Here is a 23506-nt window from a genome sequence, read left to right as displayed (position 1 = left end):
TTACGACCGGCCCCCGACACCGGTGCCGCGCCGTCCACAGGCCGCACCGATAGCCTGAGCCGGTGCCTCCCCGTACCTCCGGCTGGCGGATCGGCCGCGTCGCCGGCGCACCCGTGCTCGTGACACCGTCGTGGTTCCTCGCCGCCGTCGTCCTGACCGTCCTCTTCGCTCCGACCGTGCGCTTCTGGGCGCCGGCCATGGGCACGCCCGGCGTGCTCGTCGTGTCGTTCGCGTTCGTGCTGCTGCTCTTCGCCTCGGTGTTCTGCCACGAGGTCGCGCACGCCGTCGTGGCACGCTCGCGCGGACACCGGGTGGATGAGCTCGCCCTGACGCTCTGGGGTGGTCACACCGCCTACTCCGGCGGCGGATCCCGGCCGGTGGACTCCGCACTGGTGGCCGTGGTCGGACCGCTGACGAACCTCGCCCTCGCGGCCGCCTTCTGGGTGGGGTTCCAGGCGCAGGCCGTCGACTCGATCCCCGGGCTGCTGATGTACGCCGGGGCCTTCTCCAACGCGTTCGTCGGGGCGTTCAACCTCCTCCCCGGGCTCCCGCTCGACGGCGGGCAGATCCTCGAGTCCGCCGTCTGGGCGGCGACCGGCTCGCGGACCCGCGGCACCGTCGTCGCCGGCTGGGTGGGCCGCGCGGTCGGCGTGGGCGTGGTCGTCTGGGCACTCCTGTGGCCCCTGACGTCCGGGATGCGGCCCGACTGGATCATGGTCATGTGGGCGGCGCTCATCGGTGCGTTCCTCTGGTCCGGTGCCACTGACGCCATGCGCGTCGGGCGGCGGCGCGAGGCGCTCGCGGGCCTCACCGTGCGGTCCTTGGCCATGCCCGCCGTCGTCGTGGCGCAGGGTTCGGGCGCGGCGGACGTCGGCCGTGCGGCCGCGGGCCGGCCCGACGTCGTCGTCGTGGTGGTCGACGGCGCGCAGGCACCGGTCGGCTGGGTGGACCCTCGCGCGGTGGCCGCGATCCCGGCCGAGCAGCTCGCGGTCACGAGCGTGGACGCGACCGTCGTGCCGTTCCCGCCGGGCTCCGCCGTCGAGGCGGGCGCTGCCGGCCCCGAGCTGCTCCAGCACCTCGCCGGCACCTCCGGCGGGGCGAGGCTGGTCCCCGTGGTCGACGGCGGCCGGGTCACCGGTGTGCTGGACGTCGCCCGGGTGGCCGCGGCGGTACGTCCTGGCGGTCGTCAGTAGACTCGACCCTCGTGACTTCTTCTGCCGCCACCGGTGCCGACGAGCGGCGTGGACCGCTGCACGTCGGCGACAAGGTCCAGCTCACCGACCCCAAGGGCCGGATGCACACGATCACGCTCGCCGAGGGAGCGACGTTCCACACCCACAAGGGCTACTTCCGCCACGAGGACCTCATCGGCCGGCCGGAGGGCTGGGTGGTGACCAACACCGCCGGGATCGAGTACCTCGCGCTGCGCCCGCTGCTCAGCGACTACGTGCTCTCGATGCCTCGCGGCGCCGCCGTGGTCTACCCCAAGGACGCGGGCCAGATCGTCCAGATGGCGGACATCTTCCCCGGCGCGCGCGTCGTCGAGGCCGGTGTCGGCTCGGGCGCGCTGACGCTGTCGCTGCTGCGGGCCGTCGGGGACGCGGGCGAGCTGCACTCGATCGAGCGGCGGGAGGACTTCGCCGCGATCGCCCGCGGCAACGTCGAGACCTTCTTCGGCGGCGAGCACCCTGCCTGGCAGCTGCACGTGGGCGACCTCGCCGACCGGGTCGCCGACGTCGTCGAGCCCGGCACCGTCGACCGCGTGGTGCTCGACATGCTCGCCCCCTGGGAGAACGTCGACCCGGTGGCGCGAGCCCTCGCGCCGGGTGGCGTCCTGGTCTGCTACGTCGCCACGGCCACGCAGCTGTCCCGGACCGCGGAGGACCTGCGGGCGGACGGCCGGTTCGCCGAACCGACGGCGTGGGAGTCGATGGTGCGCGGATGGCACCTCGAAGGGCTCGCCGTGCGGCCGCAGCACCGCATGATCGGTCACACGGGGTTCCTCCTCACCGCCCGGCGCCTGGCCGACGGGGTCGAGCCGCCCGAGCGCAAGCGTCGGCCTGCCAAGGGGTCCTACCCGGGCACCACCGACGCCGAGTGGACCGAGTCCGACCTCGGCGAGCGGCCCGTCTCCGACAAGAAGGCGCGGCGTGTCCGGCGCGAGGTCGGGCAGGCGCCCGAGGAGTGACCCGCCGTCCTGCACGGACGGCCCGTCGTGTCACGGTGCGGTCACAGCCGGGTCACAAGAGGTCAGGATCGTGTGAACACGGCGACCGGTCCGTGAAATGACCGGCGAGATCGGGGTGTTGACCCTTAGTGTGCTGTGTCTCGGGGGTTCCTCCTCGCCGGTGGAGGCCACCGCCCGGGGCGCACGAGAGGGGATGCGATGACCGACCACCCTGTCCGCCCGGAGTCCGACCGGCCCGCGCCGTCGGGCCGAGACGCGCAGCTGGCCCTGCTCGCGGCCAAGAACGAGCGGCTCGCCGAAGCCCTGCGCGCGGCGCGCGAGCAGATCGTCGAGCTGAAGAAGCAGATCGACGACCTGGCGAAGCCGCCCGGCACGTACGCCACCTTCCTCGGGGGGCACGACGACGGATCGGTCGACGTGATCTCCTCCGGGCGCAAGATGCACCTGCAGACCAGTCCCGGCCTCGATCTCGGCGACCTGGCCCCGGGCCAGGAGGTCAAGCTCAACGAGGCCATGACGGTCGTCGCGGCCGGCGGGTACGAACGCATCGGGGAGCTGGTGACCGTCAAGGAGGTCCTGGACGACGAGCGGGTCCTGGTCGTGGGCCGCGCCGACGAGGAACGGGTCGTCCGCCTCGCCGGGTCGGTCCTCGGTAAGCCCCTGCGGGTGGGCGACGCCCTGACCGTCGACATGCGCAGCGGCTTCGTGTTCGAGGTCGTGCCCAGGTCGGAGGTCGAGGAGCTGGTCCTCGAGGAGGTCCCGGACATCGCCTACGAGGACATCGGGGGCCTCGGTCCGCAGATCGAGCAGATCCGCGACGCGGTCGAGCTGCCGTTCTCCCACCCTGACCTGTTCCGTGAGCACGGCCTGCGGCCCCCGAAGGGTGTGCTGCTCTACGGCCCGCCCGGCTGCGGCAAGACCCTCATCGCCAAGGCGGTCGCCTCGTCCCTCGCGAAGATGGTCGCGGAGAAGCGTGGCGGGGACCCGTCCGCGAAGAGCTTCTTCCTCAACGTCAAGGGACCGGAGCTGCTCAACAAGTACGTCGGGGAGACGGAGCGGCACATCCGCCTGATCTTCGCCCGGGCCCGGGAGAAGGCCACGCAGGGCATGCCGGTCGTCGTGTTCTTCGACGAGATGGAGTCGCTGTTCCGCACGCGCGGCACCGGGCTGTCGTCCGACGTCGAGACCACGATCGTGCCGCAGCTCCTGGCGGAGATCGACGGGGTCGAGCGGCTGGACAACGTCATCGTGATCGGCGCGTCCAACCGGGAGGACATGATCGACCCGGCGATCCTGCGGCCCGGTCGCCTGGACGTGAAGATCAAGATCGAGCGGCCCGACGCCGAGGGGGCCACCGAGATCTTCGGCAAGTACCTCACGGCGGACCTGCCGATCAACGACGACGACGTCGCCGAGCACGGTGGCGACCGTCGTCTGGCGGTCGAGGCTATGATCCGCTCCGTCGTCGAGCGGATGTACTCCGAGGACGAGGAGAACCAGTTCCTCGAGGTCACCTACGCCAGCGGCGACAAGGAGGTCCTCTACTTCAAGGACTTCAACTCCGGGGCGATGATCGAGAACGTCGTCGACCGGGCGAAGAAGTCCGCGATCAAGGACCTGCTCGCCACCGGCAAGCGCGGCATCCGGGTGGAGCACCTGCTGTCCGCGTGCGTGGACGAGTTCCACGAGAACGAGGACCTGCCCAACACCACCAACCCGGACGACTGGGCCCGCATCAGCGGCAAGAAGGGCGAGCGGATCGTGTTCATCCGCACGATCGTCACCAAGAAGGGCGAGAGCGCCGCATCGCGCACCATCGACACGGTGAGCTCGACGGGTCAGTACCTCTAGGAAGGGCTCAGGGCACCCGGTAGAGAACGATGGCGACGTCGTCCCGGGCCGCGCCGGGCAGGACGTCGCTCAGAAGCCGGTCCGGGACCTCGTCGAGCGTGGCGTTCGCACAGGCCGTGGCGGCCGCCCGGGCCAGTCGCTCGAGCCCGGCGGTGAGCACCTCGCCGCGCCGCTCGACGAGCCCGTCGGTGTACAGCAGGACGGTGTCCCCGGCGGCCAACGGCTCGGTGTGCTCGGGGCGGCGCTCGGTGGTCACTGCCAGGGGCGTGCCGCGTGCCCGGTCCAGCCACCGGGTGCCACCGTCCGCCCCGACGACGAGCGCGGGCGGGTGGCCCGCGCTGGAGTAGACGAGCGTGCGGGCCACGGGGTCGACGACGCCGCAGAACACCGTGGCCCACTCGGAGCCGGGCACCGTGCGGGCGAACACGTCGAGCATCTCCAGCGTCCGGGCGGGCCCCGCACCGTCGAGCATCACGGCCCGGCCCGCGCTGCTGAGCCGGCCCATGCGGGCCGCCGCCTCGACGCCGTGCCCGACGCAGTCGCCGACGACGAGCCCGGACGTCGCGTCCGGACCGGACACCACGTCGAACCAGTCACCCCCGACGGAGAGGGAGTCGTCGGCCGGACGGTAGCGCGTGCACCACAGCGGGGACCGCGGCGGGGCGGGCACCATGGCGGCCTGGAGGGCGTCGCTCACGGTGCGGGCCCGTGTGATCTCGTCGCGGTGCTCCTCGGCCTCGGCGAGCGCCGTGCCGGTCGTCCTGGCCAACAGCTCGAGGAAGGAACGCTGGACGTCGTCCAGGGGGCGCCGGCGGTTACCGCCGAGCACCAGCGCCCCGAGCGGGGAGCGCCCGCGCCGCGTCCCGAGCGGCACCACGAGCGTGCCGTCGCGCCAGGACACCGCACCACCGCGCCGCGCCGTGGCGACGTCGTCGGCGTGGGCAGCGTCGTCGCCACCGGTCGAGGCGACGCGGTCCGGGCCCAGGTAGAGGTGGGCGTACCCGACGTCCTCGCTCGCCGTCAGGACGTCCATCGCCGCCTCGGCGACCTCCCGGAGGTCGCCACGCCGACCGTGCAGCGCGGTGGACAGCAGACCGAGCGTCCCGAGCCGTCGCTGGTTGACGACCTGGTCGGTGGTCTCGGTAGCGATGTCCATGACGCCGCGCACCGTGCCGTCGTCGTCACGCAGCGGGCTGTAGGAGAAGGTGAAGCGCGTCTCCTCGAGGAAGCCCGACCTGTTCATCCAGAGCAGCATGTCCACGTTCCAGGTGGGCTCGCCGCTGGTGAGGACCTCGGTGAACAGGGGGCCGATGTCGTCCCAGATCTGGCCCCACAGCGTGGCCGCCGGTGACCCCATCGCCCGCGGATGGAGGTCGGACCCCAGCATGGCCCGGTAGCCGTCGTTGTAGATCATGGTGAGGTCCGGGCCCCAGGTGACCAGCACCGCGAAGCGGGTGCTGAAGCAGAGCTCCACGGCCGAGCGCAGACCGGCCGGCCATCCCGAGGGATCGCCGAGGGCCGTGCTCGCCCAGTCGGTGGCACGCGCGACGGCGCCGCAGCCGCTGTTCGGCACGGCCGCCTCGAACCAGTCGCTCACGGGCTCAGCCTAGATCCAACCTGTCCCGCGCCCTCGCGGCCGGTCCGGGTGGGCCCCGTCTCCCTGGGTGGCCTGCGGCGTGCCCGTCGCCGCCGGACGCATAGTGTGGGCGACGTGACAGTGCGACGCGTGATGGGCATCGAGACCGAGTACGGGGTGCTGGCCCCGGGACGCCCGATGGCGAACCCGATGCTGATGAGCTCCCAGGTGGTCACCACCTACCGGGCGTCGGTGCAGGACGGCCGGCCCGGTCACCCGCCGGCGCGCTGGGACTACGACGACGAGGACCCGCTCGCCGACGCGCGAGGCTTCCACCTCCAGCGGGCGTCGGCGCACCCGTCGCTCCTCACGGACGACCCCGAGGCACCTGCGCCGGCAGGGCCGTCGGCAGGTCCGGAGGACCTCGAGCGCCCGGAGACCGAGGAGTACGACGACCCGAGCGCCGCCAACTGCATCCTGACGAACGGTGCGCGCCTCTACGTCGACCACGCCCACCCCGAGTACTCGTCGCCGGAGGTGACCAACCCCCGCGACGGAGTCCTCTGGGACGTCGCGGGGGAGCGCGTGATGCTGGCGGCCACCCGCCGGCTGGCCCAGGTGCCGGGCTCCGAGGTGGTGCTGTACAAGAACAACGTGGACGGCAAGGGCGCCAGCTACGGCACGCACGAGAACTACCTGGTCGACCGACGTCTCGGGTTCGCCACGATCGTCGAGCTGCTCACGCCGTTCCTCGTGACCCGGCAGGTGTTCACCGGGTCGGGCCGCGTCGGGCTCGGTCAGTCGGGCGAGGACCCGGGCTTCCAGCTCTCGCAGCGGGCCGACTACATGGAGGCGGAGGTCGGCCTCGAGACGACCCTGCGGCGCCCGATCGTCAACACCCGTGACGAGCCCCACGCGGACCGGACCCGCTGGCGGCGGCTGCACCTCATCCTCGGGGACGCGAACCTCCTGGAGGTCGCCACGTACCTCAAGCTCGGCACGACGTCGCTCGTGCTGTGGGTGGTGGAGCACCTGGACGAGCTCGCGGAGTCGGGGGTCCAGGCCCGGGCGGAGCTGGCCGCGCTGCGGCTCGCCGACCCGGTCGGCGACGTCCGCCGCGTCTCGCGGGACCTCGACCTGACGGTGCGCCTGGAGCTCGCCGACGGGTCGACGGCGACCGCGCTCGAGGTCCAGGAGCGCTACGCCGACGTCGTGGCCCGGTCGCTCGCCGCACTGGGCTCCGACGCCGACTCCGACGACGTGGTCGCCCGCTGGCGCTCGGTCGTGGGACGTCTCGGCACGGACCCGGCCTCGTGCGCACGGGAGGTCGAGTGGGTCGCCAAGCTGCGGCTGCTGGACCGGCTGCGGACCCGTGACGGTCTGGCGTGGGACCACGCCCGGCTGCACGCGATGGACCTGCAGTGGTCCGACGTGCGGCCGGAGCGCGGCATCTACCACCGGCTGGTCGCGGCGGGCGCCGTCGAGCGCCTCGTGACCGACGAGGAGGTGGCGCGTGCCGTCCACCACCCGCCGACCGACACGCGGGCGTGGTTCCGCGGCGAGGTGATGGAGCGCTACCCGGACGAGGTCTCCGCGGCGAGCTGGGACTCGGTGATCTTCGACGTGCACGGCGCGGCGTCGTTGCAGCGGGTGCCGATGCTGGACCCGACGCGGGGGACGGCCGCGCACATCGGGGCGCTGCTGGACGCGAGCCCCGACGCCGCGACGCTGCTGGACGGACTGCGGGGCGACACGTGACCGGCGCGGAGCGCGCCGTCCCCGTCACGGCATAGGCTGACTACACCCTCGCAGGGAACCACGAAGGAGGCGGACCATGGCTGGTCAGGAACGCATCAACCCGCAGCGGGACGACAGGACGCCCGACGACGACGCGGACGCACCGGAGCCTGTCGCTCCGCAGGCCTCCGAGCGGGACGCGGAGGTGGACTCGCTGCTGGAGGAGATCGACGAGGTCCTCGAGTCGAACGCCGAGTCGTTCGTGCGTGGCTTCGTGCAGAAGGGCGGGCAGTGAGTGTCGACGACTGACGCCTCGGGCCGGCTCCCGGACGCGTTCCTGCGTCCGGGGTCGAGCTCGTTCGTGGAATTCCTGGGCGCGCACGCGCCCGAGCTGCTCCCCGGGACCCGCCTGGCGGCGGGCACCGCTGCCGTGCCGCCGACGGCGGACCTCGCCCCGCACGCGACGACGATCGTCGCACTGTCCTTCGGCACGCCGGAGGGCGGCCGCGGCGTGGTGCTCGCCGGTGACCGCCGGGCCACGATGGGCAACATGATCGCCAGCCGTGAGATCGAGAAGGTGTTCGCGGCCGACGAGTACTCGGCCGTGGGGATCGCCGGCTCGGCGGGGATCGCGGTCGAGATCGTGCGGCTGTTCCAGCTCGAGCTCGAGCACTACGAGAAGATCGAGGGCTCCCTGCTCTCGCTCGACGGCAAGGCCAACCGGTTGGCGACGATGATCCGCGGCAACCTGCCGATGGCCCTCCAGGGCCTGGCCGTGGTGCCGCTCTTCGGCGGCTACGACCGCGACCGGGGGACGGGACGCATCTTCAGCTTCGACGTGACCGGCGGGCGGTACGAGGAGCGGGACCACCACTCGGTGGGATCGGGCTCGGTCTTCGCACGCGGCGCGCTGAAGAAGCTGTGGCGTGCGGGCCTGGACGCCGACGGCGCGGTCTCCGTCGCCGTGGAGGCCCTCTACGACGCGGCGGACGACGACAGCGCCACCGGCGGACCGGACACGGTCCGCAGGATCTGGCCGGTCGTGGCCACCGTGACCGCCGACGGGTACCAGCGGGTGGACGACGAGACCCTGGCGGCCGTCGTCGGCCGGATCGTCGCCGAGCGCAGCGAAGGGAGCCGGCGCGCATGAGCATGCCGTTCTACGTCTCGCCCGAACAGCTGATGAAGGACCGCGCGGACTTCGCGCGCAAGGGCATCGGCCGGGGGCGGTCCGTCGTCGTGCTGGCCTACGCCGGCGGCATCGCGTTCGCGACGGAGAACCCCTCGCGGGCGCTGCACAAGATCTCGGAGATCTACGACCGCATCGCCTTCGCGGCCGTGGGCAAGTACAACGAGTTCGAGAACCTCCGCGTCGCGGGCGTGCGGTACGCCGACCTGCGCGGTTACTCCTACGACCGCTCGGACGTGACGGCACGGGGCCTGGCGAACGCCTATGCCCAGACCCTGGGCACCGTCTTCACGACCGAGTCGAAGCCGCTCGAGGTCGAGCTCGTCGTGGCAGAGGTCGGCGCCTCCCCGGCGGACGACCAGGTCTACCGGCTGTCGTACGACGGCTCGGTGGCGGACGAGCACGGGTTCGTCGTGATGGGCGGCCAGGCGGAGCAGCTCACCGCCCGGCTGCGCGGCTCGTGGCACGAGGGCATGGAGCTCGGGGCGGTGCTGCGGCTGGCGGTGGGCACGCTCGGCGCGGTGGCGGCGGACGGCTCCGTCGCGGCCGAGGGCTCCGAGCGGTCGATCCCGGCCTCGGGGCTCGAGGTCGCGGTGCTGGAGCGCAACCGTCCTCGGCGCGCCTTCCGGCGTCTGCACGGTGGTCCGCTGGCCGACCTGCTGGCCGACGGCGACGACTGAGAGGCGGACATCATGGACCGACGGATCTTCGGCCTGGAGACGGAGTACGGCGTGACGTGCGCCGCCGACGACGGGCGCGGGCTCAGTGCGGACGAGGTGGCGCGCTACCTCTTCCGCAAGGTGGTGGCGTGGGGCCGGTCGTCGAACGTGTTCCTGCGCAACGGGTCGCGGCTCTACCTCGACGTCGGTTCGCACCCCGAGTACGCGACGGCCGAGTGCGACGACGTCCGTCAGCTCGTCGCCTACGACCGGGGCGGGGAGCGCATCCTCGAGGGTCTCGTCGCCGACGCGCAGCAGCGCCTCGAGCACGAGGGGCTGCCCGGCAAGGTCCACCTGTTCAAGAACAACACCGACTCGGCAGGCAACTCCTACGGGTGCCACGAGAACTACCTGGTGCGTCGCCAGGGCGACTTCTCGCGACTGAGCGACGTGCTCGTGCCGTTCCTCATCACGCGCCAGGTGCTCACGGGTGCCGGGAAGGTGCTCACCACCCCGCGGGGCGCCACGTACTGCCTCTCCCAGCGCGCCGACCACATCTGGGAGGCGGTGTCGAGCGCCACGACGCGGTCACGCCCGATCATCAACACGCGCGACGAGCCGCACGCCGACGCCGAGCACTACCGTCGGTTGCACGTGATCGTCGGGGACTCGTCGATGTCCGAGGCCACGACGATGCTGAAGGTCGGGTCCACCGACCTGGTGCTGCGGCTGGTCGAGGCGGGCGTCCCGGTGCGCGACCTCACCCTCGAGAACCCCATCCGGGCGATCCGTGAGATCAGCCACGACTCGTCCGGGCTGCAGCCGGTCCAGCTCGCGAACGGCCGGTCGGCGACCGCCGTCGACCTCCAGTGGGAGTACTACCAGCGGGTCCGCGAGCACGTGGATTCCCATCTCGAGACCACGCCGCAGGTCAAGCAGGTGCTCGACCTGTGGGAGCGAGGCCTGCGGGCGGTGGAGTCGGGCGACCTGACGCTCGTGGAGCGCGAGCTCGACTGGGTCATCAAGAAGCGGCTCATCGAGCGGTACCAGGCCAAGCACGGGCTGACGCTCGACGATCCGCGGATCGCCCGCCTCGACCTGGCCTACCACGACATCTCCCGGACGGAAGGCCTGTACAACCTGCTCGCGGCCCGCGGCATGGTCGATCGTGTGGTGACCGACCTCGAGGTCTTCGAGTCCACCGCCGTGCCGCCGCAGACGACGCGGGCGAAGCTGCGCGGCGACTTCGTGCGCGCGGCGCAGGAGGCCCGCCGGGACTACACCGTCGACTGGGTCCACCTGAAGCTGAACGACCAGGCGCAGCGCACCGTGCTGTGCAAGGACCCGTTCCGCAACGTCGACGAACGGGTGGAACGGCTCATCGAGTCCATGTGAGGGCGCCGGCCGGGCCCCGGTGACCGGGGCCCGGGCCGCACGGGCGCCTCGCGGCGTCGTGGCAGACTGTCCCGGTGCTGTTCCGCCGTCCTCGTCCGCTCGCCACCCTGGTCGCGGCTGTCGTCGGCGTGGCCCTGGCCGTGACGGGCTGCTCGTCGCCGCTCGTCGACGAGCTGACGCCGTCGTCGGCACCGTCCCAGGTCCCCGTCGAGGTGTCGGGCCCGGAGGGCGAGCCGCCGGTCGTGGAGTACCCGAAGCCCTACCAGGTCGTCCGCTCCGGCTCCCGGACCCTGCGGCCGGGCGCGGGCGAGCAGCTCGAGGACGGCGGTCCCGCGCTCCTGCACATGTACGCCGAGGATGGCCGCGACGGCAGCGTCATCTCGTCGACCTACCTCGACGCCCCGGCCTGGTACACCTTCGACGCCGAGTCGCTGGGGCAGAACCTGTACGAGTCGTTGCGCGGCAAGCGCGTCGGGGCACGGGTCCTCGTGGTCGAGCAGGACGGCGACGTCCCGGTGGTGCTCGTCGTCGACGTGCTGCCCACCCGTGCATCCGGGACGCTCGTAGACACGCAGGAGGGGCAGCCGCAGGTGCTGCGCGACCCGGACGGCACCCCCTCCGTGCGCGTCCCCGACACGGAGCCACCCGGTGAGCTCGTCGTGCAGCCGCTGGTGCGCGGGTCCGGCCCGCAGGTCGACATCGGCCAGGTGGTGACCGTGCGCTACGTGGCCGTGCGGTGGAGCGACGGGTCGGTCGTGGACTCGAGCTGGGACCCGGGGGTCGCGCCCCAGTCCGCGACGATCGGGATCGGCCGGCTCGTCGAGGGCTGGGACCAGGGCCTGCTCGAGCAGTCGGTCGGCTCGCAGGTCATGCTCGTCGTGCCCCCGCAGCTCGGCTACGGTGGCACGGGCAGCGAGCTGGCCGACGAGACGCTCGTGTACGTCGTCGACATCCTCGACGCGAGATATCAGGTCACCGAGGAGGCTCCCGGGAAGGGGGCCGACGAAGGTGCGGACGAGCCGGCCGGGGACGGCGAGGACGCCGCGGCGACCGAGGACAGGACCACTGAAGGGTGACCAGGACATGACCGTGGCCGTACGGGTGATCCCGTGCCTGGACGTCGATGCCGGCCGGGTCGTCAAGGGCGTGAACTTCACGAACCTGCGCGACGCCGGCGACCCCGTCGAGCTCGCGGACCAGTACGACGCCGAGGGCGCCGACGAGGTGACCTTCCTGGACGTCTCGGCGTCCTCCGGCGGGCGCGAGACGATGGTGGAGGTGGTGCGACGCACCGCGGACCAGGTCTTCGTGCCGCTCACGGTGGGCGGCGGGGTGCGCACCACCGACGACGTGGACCGCCTGCTGCGGGCGGGGGCCGACAAGGTCGGCGTGAACACCGCCGCGATCGCCCGGCCCGAGCTGATCGCGGAGATCGCCGACCGGTTCGGCAACCAGGTGCTGACCCTCTCGGTGGACGCCCGCCGCGTCACCGGCGGCACCGTCACGGAGTCCGGCTACGAGGTCACGACCCACGGCGGTCGCCGCGGCACCGGCATCGACGCCGTGGAGTGGGCGGAGCGCGCCGCGGGCCTCGGCGCCGGCGAGATCCTGCTCAACTCCATGGACGCCGACGGCACGACCGCCGGGTTCGACCTCGAGATGCTCGCGGCGGTGCGCGAGCGGGTGTCCGTCCCGCTCATCGCCTCGGGTGGCGCCGGGACCCCGGAGCACTTCGTCGCCGCCGCGCTGGCCGGTGCCGACGCCGTGCTCGCGGCGAGCGTCTTCCACTTCGGCGCCCTGTCGATCGCCGAGGTGAAGTCCGCGATGCGCGACGCCGGCATCGAGGTGCGCTGAGCAGGGACGGACTGTCGCCGGCAGCCGTTAGGATCGATTCGATCCCCGACGACTGCGAGGTCTGCTGTGCCCGAACCTGCCCGCCAGGCGACCCTGACCGGGTCGCGGCTCCGCCGCGGCACCGTGCTGGTGTGGCGCGGGATGCGGACCGAACCGCGTCTGTACGTGCTGGCCGTGCTCGCCTCGGCCGTCTTCGGTGCCGCCACGGTGGCGGTGAGCCGTGCGGTGGGCTGGGCGACCGACGCCGTCGTGGTCCCGGCCATCTCCGGTGACCCCGCCGCGCAGGGCGACATCTGGCTCGCCGGCGGCGTGCTCGCGGCCGTCGCGCTCACCCTGGCGCTGTCGGTGGCCGGACGGCGCATCTGGGCCGGCTGGGGCGTGGCCGGGATCCAGGCCGACCACCGCCGGGGCGTCACCCGGCAGTACCTGCGCCTGCCGATGTCGTGGCACCGGTCGCACCCCACGGGTCAGCTGCTGAGCAACGCGAGCGCCGACGTCGAGGCCGCCACCGGCGTGTTCAACCCCATCCCGTTCGCGCTCGGTGTGGTGGTCATGATCGCCGTGGCGACGGTGATGCTCTTCGGCATCGACCCGTGGCTGGCGACCGCGGCGCTGGTGGTGATCCCCGCGGCCATCGCGGCGAACGTCGTCTTCCAGCGATACATGTCGCCCGCCGTCACGCGCGCCCAGCAGCTGCGCGCCGAGGTGGCCGACGTGGCGCACGAGTCCTTCGAGGCGGCTCTGCTCGTCAAGTCCATGGGGTCCGCGGACCGCGAGGAGCGTCGGTTCGCGGAGCGGACCGACGCGCTGCGGGCGGCGAACGTCCGCGCCGGCCAGATCCGCGCGGTCTTCGACCCGGTGATCGAGCTGCTGCCGAACCTCGGCACGCTGCTGGTGCTGGGCGTCGGGACGTGGCGTGCGGCGAGCGGTGCCGTCGACGTCGGCGACGTCGTGACGGCCGGGTACCTGCTGACGATGATGGCCGTCCCGGTGCGCGCCTTCGGCTGGGTGCTCGGCGAGATCCCCCGTGCGCTGGTGGGGTACGAACGCATCAGCCGCGTGCTGGACGCGCGCGGCACGATGACCGCCGGCAGCGGCCGGCTGCCCACCGGCGAGGCCGGGCTGGCCGTCCGCCTGGAGGAGGTCGGCGTCGACGTGCCCTCTGCCGGGCGCACCACGACCCTCCTGGACGCGGTGTCCCTCGACGTGGCGCCCGGCTCCACCGTCGCCGTCGTCGGCACCACCGGTGCCGGCAAGACGACGCTCGTCTCGTTGCTGAGCCGCCTCAGCGACCCGACCCGGGGCCGGGTCCTGCTGGACGGCACGGACCTGCGTGACCTCGCCGAGGGGGAGATCCCGGCCCAGGTCGCCTACGTGGCCCAGCAGACGTTCGTGTTCGAGGACACGGTGCGAGCCAACGTCACCCTCGCGGACGAGGTCTCCGAGGACGTCGACGAACGGGTCTGGGACGCGCTGCGCCTCGCGCGGCTCGACGACGTGGTCCGGGCACTGCCCGACGGGTTGGACGCGCCGCTCGGCGAGCGCGGTGCGAACCTCTCCGGCGGGCAGCGGCAACGCCTGGCCATCGCCCGCGCCCTGGTGCGGCGGCCGCGCCTGCTCGTGCTCGACGACGCCACGAGCGCGGTCGACCCCCGCGTCGAGCAGCAGATCCTCGCCGGCCTCACCACCGAGACCAGCAGCGGTGTCCGGCCGGTGACCGTCGTGATGGTGGCCTACCGGATGAGCTCGGTGACGATGTCCGACGTCGTCGTGCACGTCGACGGTGGTCGGGTCGTGGACGTCGGGAGCCACGGCGAGCTGATCGCCCGGGACGACGGGTACCGCGACCTCGCGACCGCGTACGAGCGCGAGAGCGCGCGGCGCGAGCGGGAGCTCGTGGACGAACGGGCCGCGGGCGTGGACGTCCACGAGCCGTGGGAGGACGACGACAGGGAGGGTGTGCGATGAGCGACTCGCGGATCGCGTCGAGCAGCGACCTGGGCGTGCTCGCCACCCTGCGCCGCGGGGTGCAGATCTCACCGCAGATCGTGCAGGGCCTGTGGCTCACCCTCGCGCTCGCCGTGCTGGCGGCCGCGGGCCGCGTCGTCGTCCCGCTGGCGGTGCAGCGGACGGTCGACGACGGCATCCTCGCCGACGGCGGCCCCGACGCGAGCCGGGTGCTGGTGATGTCCGTCCTCGCCGCGGGCGCCATCGTCCTGGCGGGGCTGTGCACCGCGGTGGTCAACATCCGCCTGTTCCGCGCCACCGAGTCCGGCCTCGCCACGCTGCGGGTGCGGGCCTTCCGGCACGTGCACGACCTGTCCACGCTCTCCCAGGGGTCCGAGCGCCGCGGCGCGCTGGTCTCCCGCGTGACCAACGACGTCGACACCATCTCGATGTTCGTGCAGTGGGGCGGGATCATGCTCATGGTCTCGACGCTCCAGCTGGCGGTGGCGACCGTGCTGATGGCCGTGTACTCGCCGGTCCTCACGGTGGTCGTGTGGGTCTGCTTCGTCCCGCTGTTCCTCGTCGTCCGCTTCGCGCAGAAGGCGGTGGGGCGGCGGTTCACCCTCGTCCGCGAGAAGGTCGGCGCGCTGCTGGGCGCCGTCTCCGAGGCCGTGGTCGGCGCCGAGACGGTGCGCGCCTACGGGGTCGCCGACCGTACCGGTCGGCGCATCGACGGCGCGGTGGAGGACGCCCGCCGGGCCCAGGGCCGTGCGATGACCCTCGTGGGGATGGTGTTCTCCTCCGGGACGCTCCTCGCGAACCTCGTCCTCTCGGTGGTCGTGGTGGTCGGCTCCTACCTCGGCATCGGCGGGGGCCTGACCGCGGGCGAGCTCATCGCCTTCCTCTTCCTGGTCCAGCTGTTCACGGGACCTGTGCAGATGGCCACCGAGATCCTCAACGAGCTGCAGAACGCGGTGGCCGGCTGGCGTCGCGTCCTGGCCGTCGTCGAGACGCCGCTGGACGTCACCGACGCCGCGGACGACGGCGCGGACGACGAGGTCAGCCCGCGCGGGGACGCGCGCGTCACGCTGCGCGGTGTCCGCTACCGCTACCCGGACGGGCCCGAGGTGCTGCACGGCGTGGACCTCGAGCTGCCCGCACGGACCAAGGTCGCCGTCGTGGGCCAGACCGGATCGGGCAAGACGACGATCGCCAAGCTCGTCGCCCGGCTCATGGACCCGACCGAGGGCGGCGTCGAGCTGGACGGCACGGACCTGCGCGCCATCCCGCTGGCCCGGCTGCGTGAGCGGGTCGTGCTGGTGCCGCAGGAGGGTTTCCTGTTCGACGGGACCGTCCTGACCAACGCGGCCTACGGGTTGCGCGAGCTGCCCGCCGGCCCGGAGGCGCCGGAAGTGCGTGAGCGGGTCGCGGCGGCGTTCGAGGCCCTGGGGCTGTCCGACTGGCTCGCCGACCTGCCCGACGGCATGGACACCGACGTGGGGCAGCGCGGCGAGGACCTCTCGGCCGGGGAGCGGCAGCTCGTCGCGGTCGCGCGGGCCTACCTCGCCGCGCCGGACCTGCTGGTCCTGGACGAGGCGACCTCCGCCGTCGACCCCGCCACCGAGGTGCGGATCGCCCGTGCGCTGGACGCGCTGACGTCCGGGCGCTCCACGATCACGATCGCGCACCGGTTGTCGACGGCGGAGGCGAGCGACCTGGTGGTCGTGGTCGACGACGGCCACGTCGTGGAGGTCGGTCCGCACGCCCGGCTCGCGGCGGCCGGCGGGGTCTACGCACAGATGCACGCGAGCTGGGTCGCCCAGACCCGCTGAGACGCACCCACGGGCACCCCGGGTGCGTGGAAGGATGGCACCGTGCCGAACCAGACCACCCTCGATCCCACCGTCGCCGACCGTCTCAAGCGGGACGACCACGGCCTGGTCGCCGCGATCGTCCAGCAGCACGACACCGGCGAGGTGCTGATGCTTGGCTGGATGGACGACGAGGCGCTGCGCCGCACGCTGTCGGAGGGGCGGGTGACCTTCTGGAGCCGCTCGCGGGCCGAGTACTGGCGCAAGGGCGACACCTCCGGCCATGTCCAGCACGTGCGGTCCGTCGCGATCGACTGCGACGGCGACGCGCTGCTGGTGCGCGTCCACCAGGTGGGCGCCGCGTGCCACACGGGCGCGCGCACCTGTTTCGAGGCGGGCGGCGAGCTGCCCGCCGTCGTCGGCTCCGTTCCCGACGCGCCCCGTCCTGACGACCGCACCGCCGACCACGAGGAGAACCGGTGACCACGCCCCCTGCCACCACCCCCGCTCCGGCCCGAGCCGCCGCCCCCACGGCCGACGAGCTCACCTGGGGCGCCACGTGGCCGGGTCTGGAGACGTTCCGCGAGCTCGCCCGCGACCGGCGCGTGATCCCGGTGGTGCGGCGCGTGCTGGCCGACGACGTCACACCGGTCGGCCTCTACCGCACGCTCGCGCAGGACCGCCCCGGCACGTTCGTGCTCGAGTCCGCCGAGGCCGGCGGGGCCTGGGCACGGTGGTCGTTCGTCGGTGTCGAGTCGCGCGCCACCCTGCTGTCCGACGGCGGCCGGGCGCTCTGGCGCGGCGACGTCCCGGCGGGCGTCCCGCGCGAGGGCGACGTCCTGGACGTCCTCGGTGCGGCGCTGGAAGCGCTGCGGACCGAGTCGATCGACGGCCTGCCGCCGCTGACGGGCGGCTTCGTCGGGGCGATGGGCTGGGACATCGTGCGCCACTGGGAGCCGACCCTGCCGGCCACCGCGCCGGACGAGCTCGACGTGCCCGAGGTCGCGCTGTCGCTCGCCACGGACCTGGTGGCGATCGACCACCACACCGGGGCGGTGTGGCTGGTGGCCAACGCGATCAACGGCGACGGCACCGACGAGCGCGTCGACGAGGCGCACGCGGACGCCGTCGGGCGCCTCGACGACCTGGCGAGCCGGCTGGCCGTCGCCGCCCCGGCGGTGCGCACCGTCGTGGACCCGGACGCGGCCGAGCCCGAGCTCGAGTTCCGTTCCACCCGGGACGAGTTCGAGGACGCCGTCCGGGCCGGGCAGGAGGCGATCCGCGACGGCGAGGTCTTCCAGGTGGTGCTCTCCCAGCGCCTCGACCTGGACTGCCCGGCCGCGCCGCTGGACGTCTACCGCGCGCTGCGGACGATCAACCCGAGCCCGTACATGTACTACTTCCAGCTCCGGGACCACCGGGAGCGCGACTTCGCCGTCGTGGGATCGAGCCCCGAGACGCTGGTCAAGGTCGACGCGGGGCACGTGACGACGTACCCGATCGCCGGCTCGCGGCCGCGCGGCGCCACGGTGGAGGAGGACGTCGCCCTGGCCGACGAGCTGATCGCCGACCCCAAGGAGCGGGCCGAGCACCTCATGCTGGTCGACCTGTCGCGCAACGACCTGGTCAAGGTCTGCGAGCCGACGTCCGTCGAGGTGGTCGAGTTCATGTCGACCCGCCGCTTCAGCCACATCATGCACCTGTGCTCCACCGTGGTGGGGCGGCTGCGTGCCGGGGCGAGCGCGCTGGACACCCTGCGGGCCACCTTCCCGGCCGGGACGCTGTCGGGCGCACCGAAGCCGCGCGCGATCGCCCTGATCGACGAGCTGGAACCCGCCTCGCGCGGGATCTACGGCGGCACCTGCGGCTACCTGGACTTCGGCGGCAACATGGACATGGCCATCGCGATCCGGACCGCGTTCCTGCGCGACGGACGTGCCTCGGTGCAGGCCGGCGGCGGGATCGTCGCCGACTCGGTGCCCGCCCTGGAGTACGCCGAGTCGCGCAACAAGGCCGCGGCGGCGGTCCGGGCCGTCCAGCTCGCCGCACGGTTCGCCGATCTCGGGGGGCGGGGACGGTGATCCGCTCCAGGTCCCGGGCGGTCGTCCTGCTGCTGGTGCTCGGCGGCGCGGCCTTCGCGGTCTCCGCACCCGTGTGGCTGCGCACCACGGTGGCGACGGCCCTCGAGCCCGAGGTCGTGGTGGAGGTGCCCGGCACGACGGCGGCGCCCGCGGTGAGCGCAGCGGCCTTCGTCGTCCTCGCCGGGGCGCTCGCGGCGACCCTGGCGGGACGGGTCGCCCGGTGGGTCGCGCTCGCAGCGGTCGGGCTGGCGGGCGTGACGGTGGCCGTGGGGGCCGCCGCCGTGCTGCGTGACGTGCGGGCACCGGCCGTGTCCGCCGCCGCGGACGCCGCCGGGGTGACGACGCTCACGTCGCCCGTCGAGGTGACGCCGTGGCCCTGGCTGACGGTGGTCGTGGGCGTGGCGGTCGTCGCCGCGGCCGTCCTCGCCGCGCTCGGGTCGCCGTCGTGGTCGGGTGGCGGCACCCGGCACGAGCGGGCCCCGACGGGACGGGACGCCCCCACCGGGCCGGTGGACCGGGACCCGGACGCGCAGGCCGACTGGGACGCCCTCTCGCGGGGCACCGACCCGTCCGCCGACCGGTAGTCTGACCCTCAGCACCACGCGACGAAAGGTATGCCCCGCCCATGACCGACAACAGCCCCGCCGAGCCGATCTACCTGCCGAAGGCGGTACCGCCCACCAACCACGGTCACACCGTCGCGGCCTGGACCGCCATGATCGGCATCATGGCCGGTGCGCTCGTGTCGGCGGTCGGATGCCTCCCGGGTGTCCCGTTCCTCCTGTTCTGGGTGGGCATGGTCGTCGTCGTGGCGTCCTGCGTGGCGGGGCTCGTCCTGCGGAACATGGGGTACGGCCAGGTGAAGGACGGCGTCGAGCCGCGGCGCGCGTCGTCGACGCACTGAGCGCACGCGCGCGCTGAACGCATCGAGCAGCCGCGACCCGGCGGCTCCGGCGCCCGCACCTCCACGGAGGTGCGGGCGCCGTCGCGTCCGGGGGCCGCGGCGCCCCGCCTGTCACGGAGCGATAACGATGTGTGCGCGGTGGCCGCGCGAACCGTGCGGCCGTGGCGGCCCATCCGTCTCGCACCGCGGGCGGTGGTCGGCCCGCCGGTGGGACGGGCCTACCATGGCAGCAACACGACCGAGGGAGGGGAGAGCATGACTGTCCTGGAGGACATCGTCGCGGGTGCCCGCGAGGATCTTGCCGCGCGCCAGGCCCGCACCTCGCTCGACGAGCTCAAGGAACGTGCCGCCAGGGTGCCCGGTGCCCTCGAGTGCTGCAGCCGGCTGCTGTCCGAGGACAAGGTCGCCGTCATCGCCGAGGTCAAGCGTTCGAGCCCGAGCAAGGGCGCGCTCGCCGACATCTCCGACCCGGCCGCGCTGGCGGTCGAGTACGCGGCGGGCGGCGCCAGCGTGATCTCGGTGCTCACCGAGCAGCGGCGCTTCAACGGAAGCCTCGCCGACCTCGACGCCGTGCGAGCACGCGTGGACGTGCCGGTGCTGCGCAAGGACTTCGTCGTGACCCCGTACCAGGTCTGGGAGGCGCGGGCGCACGGCGCCGACGTCGTCCTGCTCATCGTCGCGGCCCTCGAGCAGACGGTGCTGACGTCGCTCGTCGAGCGCGTCCACTCGCTCGGGATGACCGCGCTCGTCGAGGCGCACACCGAGGACGAGGTCCGGCGGGCCCTGGACGCCGGCGCACGCGTCGTGGGCGTCAACGCGCGTGACCTCAAGACGCTCGAGGTCGACCGGGGCACCTTCGCGCGCCTGGCCCCGCTGATCCCCGACGACGTGGTCCGCGTCGCGGAGTCGGGTGTGCGGGGCCCGCACGACGTCATGGACTACGCCCGCGCGGGCGCCCATGCCGTGCTCGTCGGCGAGGCCCTCGTCACCGACGGCGAGCCCCGCCGCTCGGTGGCCGACCTCGTGGCGGCGGGGCAGCACCCCGCGCTCTGGTCGGTACGACCCGCCGCGCAGCAGTGAGTCCCGTGGCGGAAGCCGCCGTCCTGATCTGACACCCCCCGACGCCATGAAGGAGCGCCCGTGCCTGAGCAGCCCGAGCAGCCCGTGCGAGACGCGCTGACCGAGACACTGGCCGATCAGGTCGCCGAGAAGCTCGCCGACGTCCATGGTCCCTACTTCGGGCAGTTCGGCGGCCGGTACGTCCCGGAGGCGCTGATCGCCGCGCTCGACGAGCTGGAGGCGGAGTTCCGCAAGGCGCAGGGCGACCCGGGCTTCGCTGCCGAGCTGTCCCGCCTGCACCGCGACTACACCGGCCGCCCGTCCCCGCTGACCGAGGTGCCGCGGTTCGCGGCGCACATCGCCGGCCCGGGCGACGACGGCGCCGCACCGGTGCGGGTGTTCCTCAAGCGGGAGGACCTCAACCACACGGGGTCCCACAAGATCAACAACGTGCTCGGCCAGGCGTTGCTCGTCAAGCGGATGGGCAAGACGCGCGTCATCGCGGAGACGGGAGCCGGTCAGCACGGGGTCGCGACGGCGACGGCGGCCGCCCTCCTCGGCCTGGAGTGCGTCGTCTACATGGGCGAGGAGGACACGCGCCGCCAGGCGCTGAACGTCGCCCGCATGGAGCTCCTCGGCGCGACGGTCGTCCCCGTGACGGTCGGGACGCGCACCCTGAAGGACGCCATCAACGAGGCGCTGCGCGACTGGGTCACCAACGTCGACCACACCCACTACCTGCTCGGCACCGTGACGGGACCGCACCCGTTCCCGGAGATGGTGCGCGAGTTCCACCGGATCATCGGCGAGGAGGCGCGCGAGCAGATGCTCGAGCGCGTCGGCCGCCTGCCCGACGTCGTCGCGGCGTGCGTGGGCGGCGGGTCGAACGCCCTCGGCCTGTTCAACGCGTTCCTGGACGACGACGGTGTGGCGCTCTACGGGTTCGAGGCCGGGGGAGAGGGCATCGAGTCCGGCCGCCACGCGGCGCGGTTCTCCGGTGGTGCGCCCGGAGTGCTCCACGGCGCGCGGTCCTACCTCCTCCAGGACGACGACGGCCAGACCCGCCCGAGCCACTCGGTCTCGGCGGGGCTCGACTACCCGAGCGTCGGGCCGGCGCACTCCTGGCTGCACGACATCGGCCGGGCCGCCTACGAGCCCGTGACCGACGCCGAGGCGATGGAGGCCTTCCAGCTCCTGTGCCGGACGGAGGGGATCATCCCCGCGATCGAGTCGGCGCACGCGCTGGCCGGTGTGCTGCGCGTCGGCCGCCGGATCGTCGAGGACGGCGGGTCCGACCAGGTGCTGCTCGTCAACCTCTCGGGCCGGGGGGACAAGGACGTGGCCACGGCGGCCCGCTGGTTCGGCCTGCTCGACGGGGACGCGACGGAGGGGGACCAGTGAGCACGGCGACGACATCCAGGACCGCGGCGAGGCTCGACGAGCTCGCCGGGACAGGGCGCGCCGCGCTCGTCGGCTATCTTCCCGTCGGGTTCCCCGACGTCGCCCGCTCCGTCGAGGCCGTCACGACGATGGTCGACGCGGGGGTCGACGTCGTCGAGATCGGCGTGCCGTACACCGACCCGGTGATGGACGGGCCCGTCATCCAGCGTGCGGCCGAGGCCGCGTTGGCGGCCGGCGCCCGGGTCCGCGACGTGCTCACCGTGGTCGAGGCCGTCGCCGAGCACTCGGGCGGCACGGTGCCCGCGCTGGTCATGTCGTACTACAACCCCGTGCTGCGGTACGGGGTCGAGGCCTTCGCCCGCGACCTCGCCGCCGCGGGCGGTGCCGGGATGATCACGCCGGACCTCATCCCCGACGAAGCCGCGGAGTGGAGCGCGGCCGCCGACGAGCTGGGGCTCGACAAGGTCTACCTCGTCGCGCCGAGCTCGACCGCCGAGCGCCTGCACCTGACCGCCAGGGCCTCCCGCGGGTTCGTCTACGCCGCCTCGACGATGGGTGTCACGGGCACGCGCGAGTCCGTCGGGCTGGCCGCCGAGGAGCTGGTCACCGCGACCCGGTCCGCCGGCGCGGACCACGTGTGCGTGGGGCTCGGGGTCTCGACGGGCGAGCAGGCGGCCGAGGTCGGACGGTACGCCGACGGCGTCATCGTCGGGTCGGCACTGGTCCGCACGCTGTTGTCCGACGACCCCTGGACCGACCGGCTGGACGCCCTCGGTAGGGTGACCGGCGAGCTCGCGGCCGGAGTCGCGCGCGCCCGCACCACCGGAGGAGACTCGTGACCGTCCTCGGCCAGCTCGCGGCATCGATCCCGAGCCCCGACCAGCACACCTGGCACCTGGGCCCCGTGCCGATCCGCGCCTACGCCCTGGCGATCCTCGCGGGCATCGTCGTGGCGGTGTGGATGACCATGCGCCGGTGGAAGGCTCGCGGTGGTGACCCGGACGACGTCCTGGAGATCGCCTTCTGGGCCGTCCCGTTCGGGATCGTCGGCGGGCGGATCTACCACGTCGTCTCGACGCCGGACCCGTACTGGGGCGAGAACGGCGACCCGGTCAGCGCGCTGTACATCTGGGAGGGCGGCCTCGGCATCTGGGGCGCTGTCGCGCTCGGCGCCGTCGGCGCCTGGATCGGCTGCCGCCGGCTGGGCGTGCGCCTGTCCACCTTCGCCGACGCCCTCGCCCCGGGCCTGCTCGTCGCGCAGGCGATCGGGCGGCTGGGCAACTGGTTCAACCAGGAGCTCTTCGGGGCACCGACCGAGCTGCCCTGGGGCCTCGAGATCGACGTGGCCTACCTGCCCGTCGACCCGGCCACGGGCCTGCAGTACGCCGAGGGAACACTGTTCCACCCGACGTTCCTGTACGAGATGCTCTGGAACCTCGCTGCCGCTGCTCTTCTCATCTGGCTCGACCGCCGGTACAGGCTCGGTCATGGGAGGGTATTCTGGGCCTACGTCGTGATCTACACCCTCGGCAGGGTGTGGATCGAGATGCTCCGCATCGACACCGCTGAGATGGTGCTCGGGATGCGGCTGAACGTATGGACCTCGCTCGTCGTGGGCCTCGGTGCCCTCGTCGCGTTCGTCGTCGTCGGCCGGTTGCATCCCGGTCGCGAGGACGGTGTCTCGCTGCCGGGCTCCACCGTGGAGCCGGACGCCGATGCGCAGACCGAGACCGACGGTGACCACGCAGGCACGGCCGAGGCCGTCGCCGACGAGGACACCACCGACACGACCGACACGGAAGCGTCGGCCGCCGGGCCCGACCAGGACCCGGCACCGCGCGCCTGAGGCACCGC

General features: G+C 73.2%; 21 protein-coding genes. 20 read left to right on the top strand and 1 reads right to left on the bottom strand.

The genetic code is table 11. The annotated features are described in order from the left end of the window. Window positions 1–62 precede the first annotated feature (62 nt). The 3 genes from MWU57_RS18295 to arc all read left to right on the top strand — a co-directional run bounded on the left by MWU57_RS18295 (window position 63) and on the right by arc (window position 4039). Complete coding sequence (locus MWU57_RS18295) at window positions 63–1193, top strand: site-2 protease family protein (protein ID WP_246906978.1); 1131 nt, start codon at window positions 63–65, stop codon at window positions 1191–1193. Window positions 1194–1204: 11 nt separating this feature from the next. Beyond that, window positions 1205–2188: a tRNA (adenine-N1)-methyltransferase gene (locus MWU57_RS02080; protein WP_106269458.1), complete on the top strand. Its 984-nt coding sequence runs from the start codon at window positions 1205–1207 to the stop codon at window positions 2186–2188. A gap of 198 nt (window positions 2189–2386) precedes the next feature. Continuing rightward, the gene (gene arc / locus MWU57_RS02075; RefSeq protein ID WP_246906977.1) at window positions 2387–4039 is read left to right on the top strand and encodes a proteasome ATPase; all 1653 of its coding nucleotides are present in this window, start codon (window positions 2387–2389) and stop codon (window positions 4037–4039) included. 7 nt (window positions 4040–4046) lie between these two features. Here arc and MWU57_RS02070 read toward each other — a convergent pair whose 3' ends face one another. After that, on the bottom strand, window positions 4047–5636 hold the full coding sequence (locus MWU57_RS02070; RefSeq protein WP_246906976.1) for a SpoIIE family protein phosphatase: 1590 nt from the start codon (window positions 5634–5636) through the stop codon (window positions 4047–4049). Between the two features lie 132 nt (window positions 5637–5768). Between MWU57_RS02070 and dop the strand changes: the two genes are divergently transcribed. The 17 genes from dop (at window position 5769) to lgt (ending at window position 23498) form a co-directional block, all read left to right on the top strand. Beyond that, window positions 5769–7373: a depupylase/deamidase Dop gene (dop, locus tag MWU57_RS02065; RefSeq protein WP_106269461.1), complete on the top strand. Its 1605-nt coding sequence runs from the start codon at window positions 5769–5771 to the stop codon at window positions 7371–7373. Window positions 7374–7449: 76 nt separating this feature from the next. Continuing rightward, a complete protein-coding gene (locus MWU57_RS02060) occupies window positions 7450–7647 on the top strand; it encodes a ubiquitin-like protein Pup (RefSeq protein WP_106269462.1) in 198 nt (65 codons plus the stop codon). Next, window positions 7648–8502, top strand: coding sequence for a proteasome subunit beta (gene prcB / locus MWU57_RS02055; RefSeq protein WP_246906975.1), 855 nt, complete (start codon window positions 7648–7650; stop codon window positions 8500–8502). Further along, the gene (prcA, locus tag MWU57_RS02050) at window positions 8499–9221 is read left to right on the top strand and encodes a proteasome subunit alpha (protein ID WP_246906974.1); all 723 of its coding nucleotides are present in this window, start codon (window positions 8499–8501) and stop codon (window positions 9219–9221) included. Before prcB ends, prcA begins: the two co-directional genes overlap by 4 nt. 12 nt (window positions 9222–9233) lie before the next feature. Continuing rightward, on the top strand, window positions 9234–10595 hold the full coding sequence (gene pafA / locus MWU57_RS02045; RefSeq protein ID WP_106269465.1) for a Pup--protein ligase: 1362 nt from the start codon (window positions 9234–9236) through the stop codon (window positions 10593–10595). Window positions 10596–10669: 74 nt separating this feature from the next. Beyond that, the gene (locus tag MWU57_RS02040; RefSeq protein ID WP_246906972.1) at window positions 10670–11671 is read left to right on the top strand and encodes an FKBP-type peptidyl-prolyl cis-trans isomerase; all 1002 of its coding nucleotides are present in this window, start codon (window positions 10670–10672) and stop codon (window positions 11669–11671) included. A gap of 7 nt (window positions 11672–11678) precedes the next feature. After that, entirely contained in the window at window positions 11679–12449 is a 771-nt protein-coding gene (gene hisF / locus MWU57_RS02035) for an imidazole glycerol phosphate synthase subunit HisF (protein ID WP_246906971.1), read from the top strand. 141 nt (window positions 12450–12590) lie between these two features. Then, window positions 12591–14417, top strand: a complete 1827-nt coding sequence (locus MWU57_RS02030) for an ABC transporter ATP-binding protein (RefSeq protein ID WP_246907124.1) — start codon at window positions 12591–12593, stop codon at window positions 14415–14417. Continuing rightward, the gene (locus MWU57_RS02025; RefSeq protein WP_106269467.1) at window positions 14414–16228 is read left to right on the top strand and encodes an ABC transporter ATP-binding protein; all 1815 of its coding nucleotides are present in this window, start codon (window positions 14414–14416) and stop codon (window positions 16226–16228) included. Before MWU57_RS02030 ends, MWU57_RS02025 begins: the two co-directional genes overlap by 4 nt. 42 nt (window positions 16229–16270) lie before the next feature. Further along, window positions 16271–16690, top strand: coding sequence for a phosphoribosyl-AMP cyclohydrolase (gene hisI / locus MWU57_RS02020; RefSeq protein ID WP_106269468.1), 420 nt, complete (start codon window positions 16271–16273; stop codon window positions 16688–16690). Beyond that, entirely contained in the window at window positions 16687–18288 is a 1602-nt protein-coding gene (locus tag MWU57_RS02015) for an anthranilate synthase component I (protein WP_246906970.1), read from the top strand. The genes hisI and MWU57_RS02015 overlap by 4 nt, the downstream gene beginning before the upstream one ends. Then, a complete protein-coding gene (locus MWU57_RS02010; protein ID WP_106269470.1) occupies window positions 18285–18872 on the top strand; it encodes a Trp biosynthesis-associated membrane protein in 588 nt (195 codons plus the stop codon). The genes MWU57_RS02015 and MWU57_RS02010 overlap by 4 nt, the downstream gene beginning before the upstream one ends. 41 nt (window positions 18873–18913) lie before the next feature. Continuing rightward, window positions 18914–19192, top strand: coding sequence for an HGxxPAAW family protein (locus tag MWU57_RS02005; RefSeq protein WP_106269471.1), 279 nt, complete (start codon window positions 18914–18916; stop codon window positions 19190–19192). A 255-nt stretch (window positions 19193–19447) separates the two neighbouring features. Beyond that, on the top strand, window positions 19448–20272 hold the full coding sequence (trpC, locus tag MWU57_RS02000) for an indole-3-glycerol phosphate synthase TrpC (protein WP_106269526.1): 825 nt from the start codon (window positions 19448–19450) through the stop codon (window positions 20270–20272). Between the two features lie 108 nt (window positions 20273–20380). Beyond that, a complete protein-coding gene (gene trpB / locus MWU57_RS01995; protein WP_106269527.1) occupies window positions 20381–21652 on the top strand; it encodes a tryptophan synthase subunit beta in 1272 nt (423 codons plus the stop codon). Further along, the gene (gene trpA / locus MWU57_RS01990) at window positions 21649–22491 is read left to right on the top strand and encodes a tryptophan synthase subunit alpha (protein ID WP_106269472.1); all 843 of its coding nucleotides are present in this window, start codon (window positions 21649–21651) and stop codon (window positions 22489–22491) included. Before trpB ends, trpA begins: the two co-directional genes overlap by 4 nt. Beyond that, entirely contained in the window at window positions 22488–23498 is a 1011-nt protein-coding gene (gene lgt / locus MWU57_RS01985) for a prolipoprotein diacylglyceryl transferase (RefSeq protein ID WP_246906969.1), read from the top strand. Before trpA ends, lgt begins: the two co-directional genes overlap by 4 nt. The last annotated feature ends 8 nt before the right edge of the window (window positions 23499–23506 follow it).

Source organism: Isoptericola sp. S6320L (assembly GCF_023015685.1).
GTDB lineage: Bacteria > Actinomycetota > Actinomycetes > Actinomycetales > Cellulomonadaceae > Isoptericola > Isoptericola halotolerans_A.
This window is presented reverse-complemented; position numbering and strand designations above follow the sequence as displayed.

Bases quoted from the DNA above. Each gene is read 5' to 3' on its own strand.
- arc (WP_246906977.1), top strand. From the start codon at position 2,387: ATGACCGACCACCCTGTCCGCCCGGAGTCCGACCGGCCCGCGCCGTCG.
- dop (WP_106269461.1), top strand. From the start codon at position 5,769: ATGGGCATCGAGACCGAGTACGGGGTGCTGGCCCCGGGACGCCCGATG.
- MWU57_RS02060 (WP_106269462.1), top strand. From the start codon at position 7,450: ATGGCTGGTCAGGAACGCATCAACCCGCAGCGGGACGACAGGACGCCC.
- prcA (WP_246906974.1), top strand. From the start codon at position 8,499: ATGAGCATGCCGTTCTACGTCTCGCCCGAACAGCTGATGAAGGACCGC.
- pafA (WP_106269465.1), top strand. From the start codon at position 9,234: ATGGACCGACGGATCTTCGGCCTGGAGACGGAGTACGGCGTGACGTGC.
- hisF (WP_246906971.1), top strand. From the start codon at position 11,679: ATGACCGTGGCCGTACGGGTGATCCCGTGCCTGGACGTCGATGCCGGC.
- MWU57_RS02030 (WP_246907124.1), top strand. From the start codon at position 12,591: ATGCGGACCGAACCGCGTCTGTACGTGCTGGCCGTGCTCGCCTCGGCC.
- MWU57_RS02025 (WP_106269467.1), top strand. From the start codon at position 14,414: ATGAGCGACTCGCGGATCGCGTCGAGCAGCGACCTGGGCGTGCTCGCC.
- MWU57_RS02005 (WP_106269471.1), top strand. From the start codon at position 18,914: ATGACCGACAACAGCCCCGCCGAGCCGATCTACCTGCCGAAGGCGGTA.
- trpC (WP_106269526.1), top strand. From the start codon at position 19,448: ATGACTGTCCTGGAGGACATCGTCGCGGGTGCCCGCGAGGATCTTGCC.